At 67.1% G+C, this 13746-nt stretch carries 16 protein-coding genes; 5 read left to right on the top strand and 11 right to left on the bottom strand.

Annotation, left to right across the window (positions count from 1 at the left end):
• Positions 1–63: 63 nt before the first annotated feature.
• From GA0115242_RS18390 to GA0115242_RS18355, 8 genes are all read right to left on the bottom strand, one after another.
• Entirely contained in the window at positions 64–2181 is a 2118-nt protein-coding gene (locus tag GA0115242_RS18390; RefSeq protein ID WP_093829785.1) for an FtsK/SpoIIIE domain-containing protein, read from the bottom strand.
• Positions 2182–2284: 103 nt separating this feature from the next.
• Positions 2285–2602, bottom strand: coding sequence for a hypothetical protein (locus tag GA0115242_RS18385; protein WP_093829783.1), 318 nt, complete (start codon positions 2600–2602; stop codon positions 2285–2287).
• A 2-nt stretch (positions 2603–2604) separates the two neighbouring features.
• Complete coding sequence (locus GA0115242_RS18380) at positions 2605–2847, bottom strand: hypothetical protein (protein ID WP_093829782.1); 243 nt, start codon at positions 2845–2847, stop codon at positions 2605–2607.
• Between the two features lie 15 nt (positions 2848–2862).
• Positions 2863–3189 (bottom strand): RRQRL motif-containing zinc-binding protein, encoded by a 327-nt coding sequence (locus GA0115242_RS18375; RefSeq protein ID WP_093829781.1) that lies wholly within the window; start codon positions 3187–3189, stop codon positions 2863–2865.
• The gene (locus GA0115242_RS18370; RefSeq protein ID WP_093829779.1) at positions 3186–3800 is read right to left on the bottom strand and encodes a GGDEF domain-containing protein; all 615 of its coding nucleotides are present in this window, start codon (positions 3798–3800) and stop codon (positions 3186–3188) included. The genes GA0115242_RS18375 and GA0115242_RS18370 overlap by 4 nt, the downstream gene beginning before the upstream one ends.
• Complete coding sequence (locus GA0115242_RS18365) at positions 3797–4912, bottom strand: conjugal transfer protein (protein ID WP_093829777.1); 1116 nt, start codon at positions 4910–4912, stop codon at positions 3797–3799. The genes GA0115242_RS18370 and GA0115242_RS18365 overlap by 4 nt, the downstream gene beginning before the upstream one ends.
• A complete protein-coding gene (locus GA0115242_RS18360; RefSeq protein ID WP_093829775.1) occupies positions 4909–5358 on the bottom strand; it encodes a Pycsar system effector family protein in 450 nt (149 codons plus the stop codon). The genes GA0115242_RS18365 and GA0115242_RS18360 overlap by 4 nt, the downstream gene beginning before the upstream one ends.
• Complete coding sequence (locus GA0115242_RS18355) at positions 5355–5624, bottom strand: DUF6284 family protein (RefSeq protein ID WP_093829773.1); 270 nt, start codon at positions 5622–5624, stop codon at positions 5355–5357. The genes GA0115242_RS18360 and GA0115242_RS18355 overlap by 4 nt, the downstream gene beginning before the upstream one ends.
• 540 nt (positions 5625–6164) lie before the next feature.
• Between GA0115242_RS18355 and GA0115242_RS18350 the strand changes: the two genes are divergently transcribed.
• Both GA0115242_RS18350 and GA0115242_RS18345 read left to right on the top strand, forming a co-directional pair.
• Entirely contained in the window at positions 6165–6890 is a 726-nt protein-coding gene (locus GA0115242_RS18350) for an XRE family transcriptional regulator (protein WP_237549145.1), read from the top strand.
• Positions 6891–6892: 2 nt separating this feature from the next.
• Positions 6893–7366, top strand: coding sequence for an NUDIX domain-containing protein (locus GA0115242_RS18345; RefSeq protein ID WP_093829771.1), 474 nt, complete (start codon positions 6893–6895; stop codon positions 7364–7366).
• Here the strand turns inward: GA0115242_RS18345 and GA0115242_RS18340 are convergent.
• The 3 genes from GA0115242_RS18340 to GA0115242_RS40345 form a co-directional block, all read right to left on the bottom strand.
• Complete coding sequence (locus tag GA0115242_RS18340; protein ID WP_093829769.1) at positions 7354–7920, bottom strand: HD domain-containing protein; 567 nt, start codon at positions 7918–7920, stop codon at positions 7354–7356. The genes GA0115242_RS18345 and GA0115242_RS18340 overlap by 13 nt on opposite strands.
• Before the next feature lies 1 nt (position 7921).
• On the bottom strand, positions 7922–8383 hold the full coding sequence (locus GA0115242_RS18335) for a GntR family transcriptional regulator (protein WP_093829767.1): 462 nt from the start codon (positions 8381–8383) through the stop codon (positions 7922–7924).
• Between the two features lie 145 nt (positions 8384–8528).
• Positions 8529–10955 (bottom strand): nSTAND3 domain-containing NTPase, encoded by a 2427-nt coding sequence (locus tag GA0115242_RS40345; protein WP_141721630.1) that lies wholly within the window; start codon positions 10953–10955, stop codon positions 8529–8531.
• Between the two features lie 645 nt (positions 10956–11600).
• On the opposite strand from GA0115242_RS40345, the gene GA0115242_RS18325 reads away from it, so the two are divergent.
• The 3 genes from GA0115242_RS18325 to GA0115242_RS18315 all read left to right on the top strand — a co-directional run bounded on the left by GA0115242_RS18325 (position 11601) and on the right by GA0115242_RS18315 (position 13556).
• Positions 11601–11858 carry an SCO2583/SCO2584 N-terminal domain-containing protein gene (locus GA0115242_RS18325; RefSeq protein ID WP_093829763.1) on the top strand — a complete coding sequence of 86 codons (258 nt, stop codon included), beginning with the start codon at positions 11601–11603 and terminating at the stop codon, positions 11856–11858.
• Positions 11859–12054: 196 nt separating this feature from the next.
• On the top strand, positions 12055–12969 hold the full coding sequence (htpX, locus tag GA0115242_RS18320; protein WP_093829831.1) for a zinc metalloprotease HtpX: 915 nt from the start codon (positions 12055–12057) through the stop codon (positions 12967–12969).
• A gap of 2 nt (positions 12970–12971) precedes the next feature.
• Positions 12972–13556 carry a PspA-associated protein PspAB gene (locus GA0115242_RS18315; protein WP_093829761.1) on the top strand — a complete coding sequence of 195 codons (585 nt, stop codon included), beginning with the start codon at positions 12972–12974 and terminating at the stop codon, positions 13554–13556.
• The last annotated feature ends 190 nt before the right edge of the window (positions 13557–13746 follow it).

The raw sequence follows: 13746 nt of genomic DNA, 5'->3' as shown, positions 1-13746 counted from the left end.
GTCCCGGGGAGGTGGTTGGGGAGTTCTCCCCGCCTCCCCGGGTCGGGAGGGTGCGACTCCCCGTCACTCGGAGGCGGAAGCGGAACCCTCGTTGTCGCGGTCGGCGAGCGCGCGGGCGACGTCCTCGGCCCGGACGACCATGCGGCCGTGGGACTTCTTCGGCTCGACGCCGGCCGCGTCCAGGACGCGGGTGAGGTCGCCGAACGACCACCGGCCGTAGGCGTCCTCGTTGCTCGCGGAGAGCCGCTTGATGACGTCCTGAGTGAACACCCGCTTCTCGTCGCCGAGGACGGCAAGGATGTCGGCGAGCGGGTCACGCTCCTCGCCCCGCTCGACGGCGTGCAGGGTGGTGACTCCGTCCCGGAGCGTCCTCGCCCGGTCGGCGATGGCGTGGGCGCCCTCGGTGTCGATGTAGTGCGTGCGGACCGTGAGGGATGCCTGTCCGGCCGGGATCTTGATCCCGTCGGACGCGACCACGACCGTGCCCTTGTCCAGCCCCGGACGCAGCAGGTTCGGCGCGGCCCCTCCGTCGACGGCCTTGTCACCGAGCGCCATGCGGGCCTGCGACTCGGTGCCCAGCGCGAGCGAGGCACGGGTGTGCGCGCCCTCCCGTACGAGCTTGGGGAGGTTCTGGTCGGTGGGGTCCTGGGTGCCCTGCCACATCAGCACGTTGACCGCACGCCCCTGGTTGTGGATCTTACGGACGGCGGTGAAGTACCGGGACTTGGCCTTGGAGCCGCCATAGGGGCGCTTCTCGTCGTCGACGGCCGGACACATGAACGCCACCTGTGCCTCGTCGACCAGCACGATCAGCGGCGGGAACTGCGTTCCGGGCGGGTCCTGGAGACGGCGGTTCATCTCGTCGACCGCACCCTCGACCATCTCGGTCACCTCGATCACGTGCTCATCGGTCGGGCCCTGGATCAGCACGGTGGCCAGGCCGTCGAACATGGCCCAGTCACCGGCGCCCTTGAGGTCACCCATCAGGAACTGCACCGACCGGTCCAGCGCCAGCCACAGGGCGAGCGCGCGCAGGGCGGCGGTCTTGCCCTGGTTGGACAGACCCGTGATGAGCAGGTGCCGCTGATACAGGCTGATGGCGGCGGCGTCCCCGCGCAGGTCCTGCCCCCACGGGGCGCGGCCCTTGGCGTAGTTGGCGGTCATCTTGTCGTCCGTGACCAGCGGGGACGGTCCGATCGGTTCGTCCAGGGCACCGGAGTCGGCGATCCACAGACGGACCGTGCGCGCGGCCACGGGGAGCATGATGAACACTTCGTGCTCGTGCCGGGTCAGGTTCTCGGCGAGCTTGCGGCGCCGGTTCTGCACCTCGATCGTGGACACCCCGGAAGGGAGCGTGACGTCCACCTCGACACCGCATCCGGCAATCCGGATCGGCCCGAGCATCGATGCGCCCGCGTCGCCCATCTCCTTGATGGCGTTGCGCAGCGCGGGCACCCCGAGGTCGCGCAGGGCCTTGACCACGATCGAGGGGGTGATCGGCTCACCCTCGCTCGATCGCTGGTGCTCCGGCATCGACCACGACGGGGCCGCCTTCTGGTGCGCGCCTACCGACCACAGCGCGAGCAGCGCGAGGAACGGGGCGATCGTGAGCGCGGGACCCCACACGATCTGAATGATGCGGATCAGGGTGGCGATGAAGTCGATGGTGGCGGCGAGCGGGGTGATGACGTCCGCCGGGTGCTTCGTGTTGATGGCCATGACGATCCCGAGGCCGATGAGCGCTGCAACCCCCATGCCGGTCCCGACGGCGGCGCCCTTGGCCACCTCCAGCGGGGAGTGGAGCAGGTCCATGCGGCGGTGGTGGCGTGCCTGCCGGAAGCGCTGGAGACGCTCCTCCCACTCCTCGGCAACCTCGATGTTCCCGGCCACTTCGGCGGCCCGGATCATCCGCTCATAGCGGGCTCCGGTCCGGCCGTCCCAGGTGCGACGGGCGACGATCCGGCCCCCGTTGAGCGTGTAGAGGGAGTGCCGGGCGACCGCGCGGACCACGGTCTTCGTGTTCTCGTCGGTCGCCGCCGCTTTAACCGCGCGGCCGGAGCGCACCCACAACGGCAGCCGCGAGGCGGGAGCCGGGTCGGGCACGACCGTGAGCACGGTGGGGGCATTCTCCCCGGTGGGCGGGTCGGTGGGCTTGTGGAGGTTGATGACGTTCTCGGTCATGCTGGAACTTCTCCTGACTGCCCCCTTTGGGGGCGGGATGAAGCGGAGAGCACGGGGCCGCCGTGTCCGTGGAAAGAGGCGGCGGCCCCGGTGTTGTGGCTGGTCAGAACCAGCCGGACCACTTCTTGGCCGCCTTGGCGCGGGCGGCCTCGGTGATCAGCCGCTGCCGCTCGGCGTGCAGCGCGGACAACTGGGCGGTCAGCCTCATCTCGGCTGCCGACCCGAGCGTGTCGATGCGCTGTTCGGCGCGGTCGGTGCTGCGGCCACGGCCGGCCCGGTAGGCGCCGCTGGCCAGGGCGCGGGCCATCGCCCGCCGCTCACTGCCGTTCAGCGGCCACCACTCACCCCGGCGGACCGCGTCCAGCTTCTTCTGTGTCGCCTGGATCTCGCGATCCAAGCGACGGATGTCGGCGTTACGCATGATCAGACGCTCCTCGGGTCCTGACGAAACTCGGCGGCGGCATGTCGCGCGGTGTCCCTGATGCCGGTCACCAGCTCTTCAACCCGGTCGAGCGGGACATAGATCAACCGACTCTGCGCGCCGCCGCTGATCCGCACGGCCACGGCAGGCTCGGCACGGTCGGAGCCAGCCCGCAGGATGACCGCCTCGGCGGTCAACGTCGCTGAGTCGCCGCCACGGTTGTTGATGGTGAAGCGGTAGGCCATCGGTGTCCTCTCAGGTCAGATGGTGTCGTGGCAGGGCACGCAGATTCCGAGCGAGGCAGGGATGACGTATCCGGCATCGCGCCGGCACTCGGGGCAGGTGCGGCGGGCGGTATTGGCCTTGTCGAGCGCCGCCCACCGGCCCGGCGTCATGGGCCGGACCGGTTTGGCCAGGTCGACGCGGTACAGGTAGGCGATCAGCGGCGAGCGTCCCCGGCGACGGGGGCGTTCGAGCTGCGCGGCGACGTCCTGACCGCCGGGGCGCAGGCCACGGGCCCGCAGTTGGCGGCGGGTGGCGTAGCCATCCGGGGCGAGGCGCCACCGGTAGACGGGCAGCGTGCTCATGCCGCGCCGTGCCGTCCGGGACGGCGGCCGGCCACCGACCCGAGCAGCCGCCCGAGGCGGGCCCGCCGGGGCCCGGACCGACCGGAGCGCTTCGCCGCGTACATGGCCTCATCGGCACGGCGCAGCAGTGCGGACAGGTCCTCACCCGGATGATCCCCGGCCCGCACCCACCCCAGCGAGACCGTGGTGTGCACGTCGGGGGCGGTGTCGACCGGCCGGGCCAGCACACGGGCGAGGGTGTGCAGCCGGTCGGCCATCGTCCCGTCGCGGTCGATGACCACGGCGGCGAATTCGTCACCGCCGAGCCGCCCCGCGACCCCGCCGGGGGCGGCGCTGTGGGCGAGGCGGGCGGCGACCGTGGCGAGCAGCAGGTCACCGGCGGCGTGGCCGTGGGTGTCGTTGATCTGCTTGAAGTGGTCGACGTCCGCCAGCACCACCACGGCGCGCGGATCGCGCAGCAGGCGGCGGGCGCGGTGGGTGAACGCGTCCCGCGTCCACAACGCGGTGAGCGGGTCACGGCGGGCCGTGGTCAACCGGCCGTGCAGCCACCGGGCGTGGACCGCCCAGCCGAGAGCGGGCACGGCCGGTAAGAGCGCGGCGAGGGTGCTCACGGCGCCACCACCTGAGTGGCGCGTTCGGCGAGCAGGGCGTCACGCAGCATGCGGGCGTTGGCGGGCGAGGTACGCAGGGCCCGGCGGATGCCCTCCCCGGTCACCTCAGCGTCCGCCCACCCGGCCGTCGCCCTCCGCGCTTCCGCCAAGAGCTGTTCAGGCGTGCGGCGGGTGCGGGTCGACTTCGCGGCGACCGGGACACGACCCGTCGCCCGGCGTCGAGGGGTCGACGCGGCCGGGACCGAACGAGCAGGCGGCGGGGCGATCGGGACCGGTCGCGCCGCCGGGACGACGGCGGGCATCGGCTTCATGCCGCCGCCCGACTTGCCCAGGTCGACCGGCGCCGGGTCGGGCACCACAAGCCGTGTCACCACGACCGTGGGCGTGCTCGATACAGGCTGGTCAGAGGTAGACCGTTCTCGACTACTTCCGGTCGATTCCTCCGCATTCGCGGCCGGGGCGGGGAGTGCGGCGGCGGTGCCGAACATCGACGCGAGAGCAGCGTCCGCGCCCTCCGTGACTCGCTGGCGCTGCACGTCCAGCAGACTCGATCCCAGCGCGGTGTCTCCGACTCCGACCTTGCGGGCGAGCCGCCATGACTTGCGCTCCGAGAGCCACTTGACCCGATCACTCGGGTGGTGGACGGCGCGGGCGCGGTGGTAGGCGAGGGCCTGCACGATGTCGGCGGTGCGCTGCTCGTGCTCGGCGTCCCGGCCGTCGGTGTGCACCACGATCCGCCGGGCCAGGAACGCCATGCCCTCAGCGGACACCGACATGCCCAGCGGAGTCAGCGCGTAGATGACGGTGCGGCCGGGGTCGGGTGCCGCCATGGCGCCCATGGAGGCGGCGGCGGCCGGCAGTGCCCACAGACCGGCGCGGATGATGCGCGGGGACGACTGCCCCAACAGCGTCAGGCCGAGCAGGACCAGGGCGAGAACGGCCGTGGCACCCTCACCGGCACCCAGGGCGCCCAGGGCAGTGCCGGTGCCGTAGGCGTGCCCGATGTTGCTGTACGTGCCGATCCCGCCGACCACACCAGTGGCAAGCATCGGCACGAACGCGGCGGTCAGGACACCGATCTGCACCTTGTTCAGGGAACGGCCCTCGCTCATGCCGCACCTCCGAGCGCCAGCACCACGGCGAGCACGAGCAGGGCGCCGCCGGCGCGGGTCAGGTCGACCGCGCGGCGCAGGCACGTGAACTTGACCACCGCGAGCCGGGACAGGTTGGCGATGTCGGCGGCGAGGTCCGTCGACAGGCTCTCGGTGATCTGCTCGGGGGTCAGGGTCGCCCACAACGGAAACCCGTGACCGCCGTTCAGGTTCGGCCGCACCGACGTCAGCAGCACACTCGCCGCACCGACCAGCAACGCCATGCCCAGCACGCCGACCACAACGGCCGGGGCGTTGAGCGGGAGGGCACTGCCGATGGTCCAGGCGCCGGCCAGGACCGCGCCGACGAACGCCAGCAGCAGCGCGGTCTTGTTGTCTGTCCGTGCGATCTCCGCCCGTACTTCGGCGTGTGCAGCGGTCAGGGTCTGTCCGGTCGGGGTGCTCATGCGGCACCGCCGGGCAGGCTCGTGCCGGTCGTGCGGTTGACCAGGGCCAGCCGGGCGGCGAGCGCGCGGCGGCGGGCCCGGCGGATACGCCGCCCGTCCAGCTCGGAGGGGGTGCGGTCCAGGGTGGCGATGTGTGCGTCCAGCAGGTCGACGTCCGCCAGGATGACGGGCATCTCCTGCTCGATCGCGTCCAGCTCGGCGTCCGTCGGTTCCATCCACGGAGCGAACGCGGTAACAGCGTCCTGAAGCGTGACGATGTGGTCCATGGGTCGTGGTCTCCCTTGCAGGTGAAACGGCCCAACAGCGGTCCCGGGTCTAGCCACCCGGGGCCGCGCGCCGTTGTTGATGAAGCCGCGTATCAGGCACGGCACGGCCGCTGGCAGCGGCCAAAGTGCCCCGGACCGGTCTCGAACCGGTCAGGCTGCCGTACGGGGCACGCCGGTCTTCTCCGCCTTGTTTCCGACCCCTTCGGGCAGGCGGACCACGGGTTACCGGCAGTTCCCTGTGTGGAGTTGTCAACCAGCGGCCGCTTCCTTCGTACTCACCCTCGCGGGCTTTCCTCCGTGCGATGCAGTACCTGTTTTACAGGTACTGCATATAGTCCCGTCAAGTACGGCGGCGCAATCTCTTGGTCTCGCGTCGGGACGTCTTGACGTACCCTCAGGATCGCCGCAGGTCAGGGGAGTTGGTTACCTCACGCGTGGACAGCTCTGGGACTTCTGGATACGGTCAAGAAGTCCCTAGACGTCCCACCGGGGGTGAAGATGCCGAACGAGCGCTTACGAACCGCTCTCCTCGCCCGTGGCATGACCGTGCAGAGCCTCGCTGAGGCGATCGAGGTGAGTCCCAAGACGGTCGAACGCTGGATCACTCAGGCCAAGGTGCCGTACCTGCGTCATCAGTACGCGACGGCGGCAGCCCTCAAGGTCGACGTGACCGCACTGTGGGACAACGGTCGGACCGTCGACAGTGCGACCGATCTGACCAAAGCGGAGATTGCGACTGTCTACCCGCATCGCCACACGGTGCCGGCTGGCCTTTGGCGAGAGCTCTACGGACGTGCTGAGCGCAACCTAGACGTCCTCGTTTACTCGGGACTCTTCCTGTCCGAAGATCCGCTCTTCCACGACCTTGTAAAAGCGAAGGTGGAAGCCGGGGCGCGGGTGCGCATCATGCTCGGGGACCCGGGATGCGCGGCCGTCCGGCAGCGCGGCGTTGACGAGGGGCACCAGATCATGGACGGCAAGATTCGCAACGCGCTCATGCTGTATCGGCCGCTCATGCGGAGCCACCCGGACATCGGCTTCCGGTTGCACGACTCGACGCTGTACAACTCGATCTACCGGGCAAATGACGAGATGCTCGTCAACCCGCACGTCTACGGCCTCGGCGCCTTTATGGCGCCCGTACTGCACCTGCGGCGACTCCCCGGCGGGAGTCTTTTCGACACGTATGCGAAGAGCATCGATCACACCTGGGACAACGCACGCCCGATCACTGATCAGGACGTCACTAGCATCACGGGAGCCTGAGCATGGGACGCATCGACTACCTGCACGACCCGGACGCCCCGCCGGCCAACTCGGTGGTGCCGTCCGTTGTTGCTTTCGTCCAGAACGACGCGGGGCAAGTGCTGATGATCCAGCGTTCTGACAACGGCAGGTGGGCCCTGCCCGGGGGTGGTCACGACGTGGGGGAGTCCATCAGTGACACGGTGGTGCGTGAGGTCTGGGAGGAGACCGGCATCAGGGCGGAAGTGGTCGATGTGTCCGGCCTCTACACAGACCCCGGGCACGTCATGCAGTACGACGATGGTGAAGTCCGTCAGCAGTTCAGCATTTGCTTCCGGGCCCGGCCGGTCGGCGGCGACCTTCGTACGAGCAACGAGACGACTCAGGTCCGCTGGATTGACCCGGCGGACCTGGTGACGCTGGACGTGCACCCCACGATGCGGCTCCGGATTGAGCACGCTATGGACCGGACGCGCACAGTGCCTTACATCGGCTGACGCTTGGCGGCGGCGGCCCGTTCGAGGACGCGGCATGTGCACGCGAGGATCTCGGGTTCGGCACGCCGGATGAACCGGCCGATCAGACTGTCCGGCCCATAGCGCCCGGTGATTTCGTTGATCCGGTCCACGGGGTTGGTCGGCGTGCCGTCCGGGGTCGTGTTCATGTCGCAGTAGCAGAGCGCATCGTTCAGGTGCTCGCTCTCACGGGGAAACTCCCCGTCCAGCTCAGCACGCAAGCCGCGCGCATCAGCCTCAAGCCATGAACACGAGTGATGGGCGACAAGGTTGACGATCCGCTCGTCAGCATCGGCCACGTCCCGGAGATACCTTGCGCCGTCCAGAGGATGAAAGCCCGTCTTGGCCAGATCCGGCGCGTAGCCGATGTCATGCAGAACCGCCGCGGCCTCCAACAGGTCCGCATCCTGATCGAGGATGAGCGCGATGGTGCGCGCCCTCTCAGCGACCCCCAGGCAGTGTTTCCAGCGTCGCGGCAGCGGCTCAGCGAGCAGCGACTCAGCCAGGGGATAGGCCCACTCAGTCAACGTCGACAAGCTACGAACGCCCCTCTCGCGCCGGCATGGCGCGGACCGTCCGCGCCCTGCCCTGCCCTCCACCCGCCAGCACGCCGGCGGCTTCCAGCTTCTCCAGCGCCTTGGTCACGGTCGGACGTGACACCCCGAACCGCTCGGCCAGCACGGAAGCACTCGGGAACGCTTCCCCTGCTTTGAGTCCCTCAGTCACGATGATCTCGGCAACCCGCTGATCGAGCGGGCGCCGGTCGACTCGCGCCCCGGCGCGTACGACGCGCCACCGCTCGCCCGGTACCGGCTCGGCCACACCCTCCTGACGCAGCACGCCGAACGCACGGAGGGCGACCCCCCGCGAAACCTTATGGTCGCGCATGACCTCAGCCAGAGACGGCAGCTCCGCCATGTCCGGGTCGTCCTCGATCTGCCTCTTCATGGAGTCGGCAATCTTTAGGAAGGTTCCCCGAGGGTTGACCTGCTGCGACACTCGCTCTCCCTTTCTGCTCGCCCATCGTCGCCCCAAGGCTCCCACGACTCACCACCGCCGCGCGGAGGGGGCCGGATGGCGACGCAACCGGCGCAGGTCAGGTGCCAATCTAGGGTTCGAGTCGCTTGCAATGCAGCGACGTGTTTCACCGGGAAGATTCATCTGAAACACCCTCGGCACCGATAGAATCAGCTAGAGAGTTAAAAAGGACATCGACGCTAGAACGCTGAATGACTACCTCGCGGCTTACGCTTGCAGATGCGTCCACGATAGGAAACAGGGGTTCGTCAGGGATATACGGTTCTTCCGCGTCCTCCCATACCTTGAGAGCCTTTCTGGCTTCCGGGAATGTGCACCCAAACAGATCTTCGAGTACTCCGACGGTGGCATCAAACTCGAAGGGAATGTCTTCGATGCGACTAGTAAGCTCCTCATCAAGAGACTCGATATCCAAGCAGGAGTCGGCGTACTCCGTGAACCCTAGTTCTGAGAAAATCTCGGGGTGGCTAATCACCGCATCATAGATGTCATCAACGAGCTGAACTTCAATTACCCTGCCTGCAACTTGCCCCTCCCACTCACCCCAGACCTGCACCATGGCGAGCCGAAGGCCGTGCACGATGTCGCCGTATGGGTGAGGGAATACCCTGTGCCTTGTTAGGTCAATGAAGACATGCAACATCTGAGAGAGGGCATCCAAAATCTCAGCGTAGGACTCGACCTTGACTCTATCAAGCAGCGAAAATAGATTGGGCATGCTAGCTTCAAACCAGCATTCGAGTTCATACGCGTCCATATCCGGAGCTGCGTACCTATCGATTTGATAGATAAGAACTCGCGTGAGCGTCTGAAACGCTTCCACGAAAAGAATCTGGGGAAGGGGGTCACGGAAGTCGCCACGCACTTCATCGAGCTTTTGTGCCCACAGTTGCCTAAGCGTCTTCACTAGCGATTCTGTACACCCATCGAGCGATTCCCGCAGAGAAACCGAATCGAGAGTGAAGAGTGTTTGCTGCTCTACAACCTCGGGAGGTCTACCACGCTCACACATAATTGTTAGATCTTCGACGGTGGCAGAATTCCTAATCACATCCAGGCACGCTAGAGGCTCACGAGACAAGTGGTTGACTAGAAAGTCTCGCTGACTAGGGTCGGTAACGTTTAGCAGTTCAATTTTTGCCACGAATGAGCGGTCTATCCATGAGCCTACCAAGCGGCTGATCGCATTTTTCAATTCGGTAACTGGGTGGGTCTTTAGTCGCCTGACGATCTGATCGCGATCAACTCCTCGAGAATCAGAAACTGCCAGGACGGACAGTAGGAACTGCTCGAAGGTGGACAAGGAAATGAATGACCGCTGCCAGATCTGGTGAGGATCATTCAAGGCTTCCTTGAGTGCGTCAACAACTTGCCGTCCCGAAGTGAAATCCCGCCTCGCGGTGATGAGTTCAATGATTCGGGGTGAGTAGTTGGCATGAAGAGACACGTTGACCCACCAGTTTCCTGCGGCCAACTCTGCCCTGATCTTCTGGTCATCGATCGCGGCATTTATGTGGTTGAAGAGAATCCGAGCTCTTACTTCAGAGGGGAGACGTTCAACCCGTACAACTGACGTGGAGATATTTTCAAAAATTCGGTTCGCGGAGTCGCTAGTACGCAATAGGTCGTGCAAGATGAGCGACCTAGTGGTGATGACGGCGACCTTGTCACGAGAATTTTCTGAACGAGAATCTGTGCACTTCTCAACGATGGACGCCAAAAATTCGGCGAAGTCTCTATCGTAGTGGCTTGCCCCATGATCATGGAGCTGTGTCTGACCCCAAGCGTCGTCGAAGAAGAAAATTGTGGGTACGTCATCCTCGAGCCACTCCCACCAGCTATCGACGGTGCGCGGGTCGACGATTACGCGGTAGCCGCGGTGCCACCATTGAAGAAGCAGGTACTCTGCTGTCGCCGTTTTTCCTGCCCCCGGAGATCCGCTGATCACCGCGATTCCGGTGGATTCCAGTGCTTCCTCAGCCCTATCGCAGGCGTCATGGTGAACAAACCTAAGATAGTTGCGCTGAATTCTGCGTACCCTGGATTCCCCCCGCAGGAAGACGCCACCGCGCAACATCTCCTGTATCGCCATTGAGGACTTAAGCCACAGCTTGAAATGGCGACGTTCCAAATCGCTATGCTGAGAAAGGATCGAGTTTAACCATCCTCGGCCGTGAACCTCAACCTCTTCCGCGACCCCGGAAAGCGCGGTTAGTAATCTATCTTCAAGCAAAGGCGAGAGTTCGGCGGTAGTGATGAAAGAATAGTGTTGTATAGTCGACCCCGAGGATAGGAGCTTTTCCTTCTCTTTCTTTGCGTAAGTTATAAGGCGCCCGCTCTTGGCGTCTGGAGTATGCTTGCACTGTGCGATTTTTAGCCCGTTTCTCGTACGGGCCCGCAGGTCGATCCCGCCATCACGCCCGATGGCATAGGTGGAATATACAATATCTTCATGCCTGGATAAAAGGTCACGTGCCAATACTTCAAAGTCATAGGGTGATAGCTCTTTGAAGTCATAGTCGGGCGAGCTCATCTAGTTGACGCCTCCCGGTGCGCAGTGGCTGTCTCGTCGTCTGCTAAGACGTTGCCCGTTATGTGACTCATCCGAACGGCGATGGCAACCAGGTGTCCGCACCGCTCTGCTGTGACGCCTATCTCAACGCCGCGCCCGGTGCCGATCTTGCGCCGCGACTCTGATCATGCTGACTCCCCCAGGTGTCCCCCGGCAGCAGCCAGGATACGGAAGAGCGCAGGTCATTGGGGGCGAAATGAGCCCGCTGGTAAATCTGCCGGGCGCCTGGGCTGGGCCGTCACTGGGCCGTCCGAGGGTGGCCGGCGGCGACCAACAACGACAGACAACGACGACGTTCCGGCTGGTCAGAGCGACCCTGCGAACAGGGCTCCAAGGCAGCGGCGCCGCAACATCACTTCTTCGACGTGTGATCCCACCGGGCCGGGCCGCTCGCCCGGTCCCCCCGGCCCGACGGCCGACGGCGCGCACGAGGGCCGCTACCCCTGACCCGGGGTGGCGGCCCTCGGCGTCTGCGCGCCCGGCACGCGGCGGCCCAGCAGGCACCCCCGCGGGGTCCGGACGCCTCCGTTCCCCTTTTCTCGGGGTGGGGGCGGCGCCGTATCGTCGTTCTGTTCGGACGGTCGGCCGGGGAGACGGGGGCGCGGGATGAGTGGGCAGGACGGCGAGGAGCGGGAGTTCGATCTGCGGTGGGCCGACGGGGCCGCGTACAAGGAGCCCTCGGCGCGGGCCCGGATGCTGGCCGCGCGGTGGAAGGAGAACCCTCCCGGGCCGCAGCCCTTCCGGGCGGGGCCCGATCCGGTGGGCCCGCGCCGGTCGTCGTGGCTGTCCACGGTGATCGTCCTCGGGACCGTCGCCGTGATCGTCGTCGCGCTGGGGTGGGCGCGGTTCCGGGCGCCGTACTAGGCGGGCCCGAGGGATGCCGGCCGCGGGGTGCGGGACGGGCTCGCCACGAAGCGGGCGGGCGGTTGCGGAACCGGTCTGAGCTGCGGCGATCCACAGGCACCTTTTGCAGCTCCTAGGGCTGATCGCAACCACTTCATGGGCGTGGCCGGGTGCACACTGGACGGTGGGACGAGTGCCTGACTGCGGGGTGATCGAGATGCAGAGCCGCTTCCGGAGCGATCGGCGCCTGACGGTGCGGATGGGGGTCACCCTGTTCCTGCTCGGGCTCCTGTACGTGGCGTTCATGGCCGCGCTGATCGTGTTGCTGAAGTCCTGGGTCCTGGTCGTCGTGATCGCGGCGGTCCTGCTGGGCTGCCAGTACTGGTTCTCCGACCGGATCGCGCTGTTCGCCATGCACGGGCGGGTCGTGGAGCGCGAGGAGTACCCCGAGCTGCACGGCGTCATCGACCGGCTGTGCGCCGTCGCGGACATGCCGAAGCCGGTCGTCGCCGTCTCCCAGATGGACATGCCGAACGCGTTCGCCACCGGGCGCAACCCGAACAACGCCGTGATCTGCGTGACCAGCGGGCTGCTGCGCCGTCTCGACTCCTCCGAGCTGGAGGGGGTGCTCGCGCACGAGCTGTCGCACGTGGCGCACAAGGACGTCGCCGTGATCACCGTCGCCTCGTTCCTCGGCGTGATCGCGGGGCTGATGGTGCGGTTCGCGTTCTACTCGTCGATGTTCCGCGGCCGCAAGGACCAGAACACGCTGGCCGTCTTCGCCGCCGTGCTCGGGGTCTCCGCCGCCGTCTACGCGCTCAGCTTCCTGCTGATCAGGGCCCTGTCCCGGTACCGGGAGCTGGCCGCCGACCGGTCCGCCGCCCTCCTCACCGGACGGCCCTCGGCGCTGGCGTCGGCGCTCACCAAGGTCAGCGGCGACATCGCCCGCATCCCCAGCAAGGACCTGCGCACCGCCCAGGCCTTCAACGCCTTCTACTTCACCCCCGCGCTGGGCAAGGAGCCCGGCATGGCGCGGCTGTTCTCGACCCACCCGCCCCTGGAGCAGCGGCTCGACCAGCTCGGGCGGATCTCCGCCGAGCTGGGTGAGGCGGCGACCCCCGGAAAGGCGTGAGCATGGGGTTCCTGGACATTCTGCTGGGCCGGACGAAACCGGCCCTGCCGGATCTCGACCAGCTCTTCGCGCTGCCGTCGGCGGCCGTGACCCTGGAGGCCGCGGCCGGTTTCACGCCCACCGGGGACGGCGCGGTCTGCTTCGCGACGGTCGAGGGCTCGGCCTTCGAGCAGACCCACCGCGAGGTCCAGGCCCTGCTCGACGCGGACGCGGAGCGCGACGGGCCGCCGGTGGAGCTGCGCCAGGACGAGTACGGGTACTCCTGGCTGGTCTCCCACCGCTCCCCCGAGCAGCTCCCGATGCTGGTCAACGACCTGCACGCGGTGAACAGCTCGATGGAGGTCAACGGTTTCGGACCACAGCTCCTGTGCTCGCTGGCCGGGTTCCAGGACCGGGCGGGCCGGTCGATGGCGCTGGTCTACCTGTACAAGCGCGGCACCTTCTACCCGTTCGCGCCGCTGCCCGGGGGCGGACAGCGCCGGGACAACGCGCTGGAGCTGCGGGTGAAGGCCGCGCTCGGGGAGGACCTGCGGATGGAGCAGGACCTCAGCCGGTGGTTCCCGGTGTGGGGCGCGCCCGGCCTCTGAATCCGCCCGCCCTCCGAACCCGCCCGGCCTCTGAACCCGCCCGCCCTCCGAACCGGCCCGGCCTTCGATCCCGCCCGCCCTCCGAACCGGCGCGGCCTCCGAACCGGCCCGCCCTCTGCACCGGCGCGGCCCCCTGCACCCGTCCGGCGTTCGGCCGCCCGGGGACGCCCGGACCCGTCCGGCGTTCAGC

The sequence above is a fragment of the Streptomyces sp. SolWspMP-5a-2 genome (assembly GCF_900091845.1).
GTDB lineage: Bacteria > Actinomycetota > Actinomycetes > Streptomycetales > Streptomycetaceae > Streptomyces > Streptomyces doudnae.
The sequence above is the reverse complement of the archived record's forward strand: the minus strand, read 5'-3'. Positions and strand labels throughout refer to the sequence as shown.

Bases quoted from the DNA above. Each gene is read 5' to 3' on its own strand.
- GA0115242_RS18390 (WP_093829785.1), bottom strand. From the start codon at position 2,181: ATGACCGAGAACGTCATCAACCTCCACAAGCCCACCGACCCGCCCACC.
- GA0115242_RS18385 (WP_093829783.1), bottom strand. From the start codon at position 2,602: ATGCGTAACGCCGACATCCGTCGCTTGGATCGCGAGATCCAGGCGACA.
- GA0115242_RS18380 (WP_093829782.1), bottom strand. From the start codon at position 2,847: ATGGCCTACCGCTTCACCATCAACAACCGTGGCGGCGACTCAGCGACG.
- GA0115242_RS18375 (WP_093829781.1), bottom strand. From the start codon at position 3,189: ATGAGCACGCTGCCCGTCTACCGGTGGCGCCTCGCCCCGGATGGCTAC.
- GA0115242_RS18365 (WP_093829777.1), bottom strand. From the start codon at position 4,912: ATGAGCGAGGGCCGTTCCCTGAACAAGGTGCAGATCGGTGTCCTGACC.
- GA0115242_RS18360 (WP_093829775.1), bottom strand. From the start codon at position 5,358: ATGAGCACCCCGACCGGACAGACCCTGACCGCTGCACACGCCGAAGTA.
- GA0115242_RS18355 (WP_093829773.1), bottom strand. From the start codon at position 5,624: ATGGACCACATCGTCACGCTTCAGGACGCTGTTACCGCGTTCGCTCCG.
- GA0115242_RS18350 (WP_237549145.1), top strand. From the start codon at position 6,165: ATGACCGTGCAGAGCCTCGCTGAGGCGATCGAGGTGAGTCCCAAGACG.
- GA0115242_RS18345 (WP_093829771.1), top strand. From the start codon at position 6,893: ATGGGACGCATCGACTACCTGCACGACCCGGACGCCCCGCCGGCCAAC.
- GA0115242_RS40345 (WP_141721630.1), bottom strand. From the start codon at position 10,955: ATGAGCTCGCCCGACTATGACTTCAAAGAGCTATCACCCTATGACTTT.
- GA0115242_RS18325 (WP_093829763.1), top strand. From the start codon at position 11,601: ATGAGTGGGCAGGACGGCGAGGAGCGGGAGTTCGATCTGCGGTGGGCC.
- htpX (WP_093829831.1), top strand. From the start codon at position 12,055: ATGCAGAGCCGCTTCCGGAGCGATCGGCGCCTGACGGTGCGGATGGGG.
- GA0115242_RS18315 (WP_093829761.1), top strand. From the start codon at position 12,972: ATGGGGTTCCTGGACATTCTGCTGGGCCGGACGAAACCGGCCCTGCCG.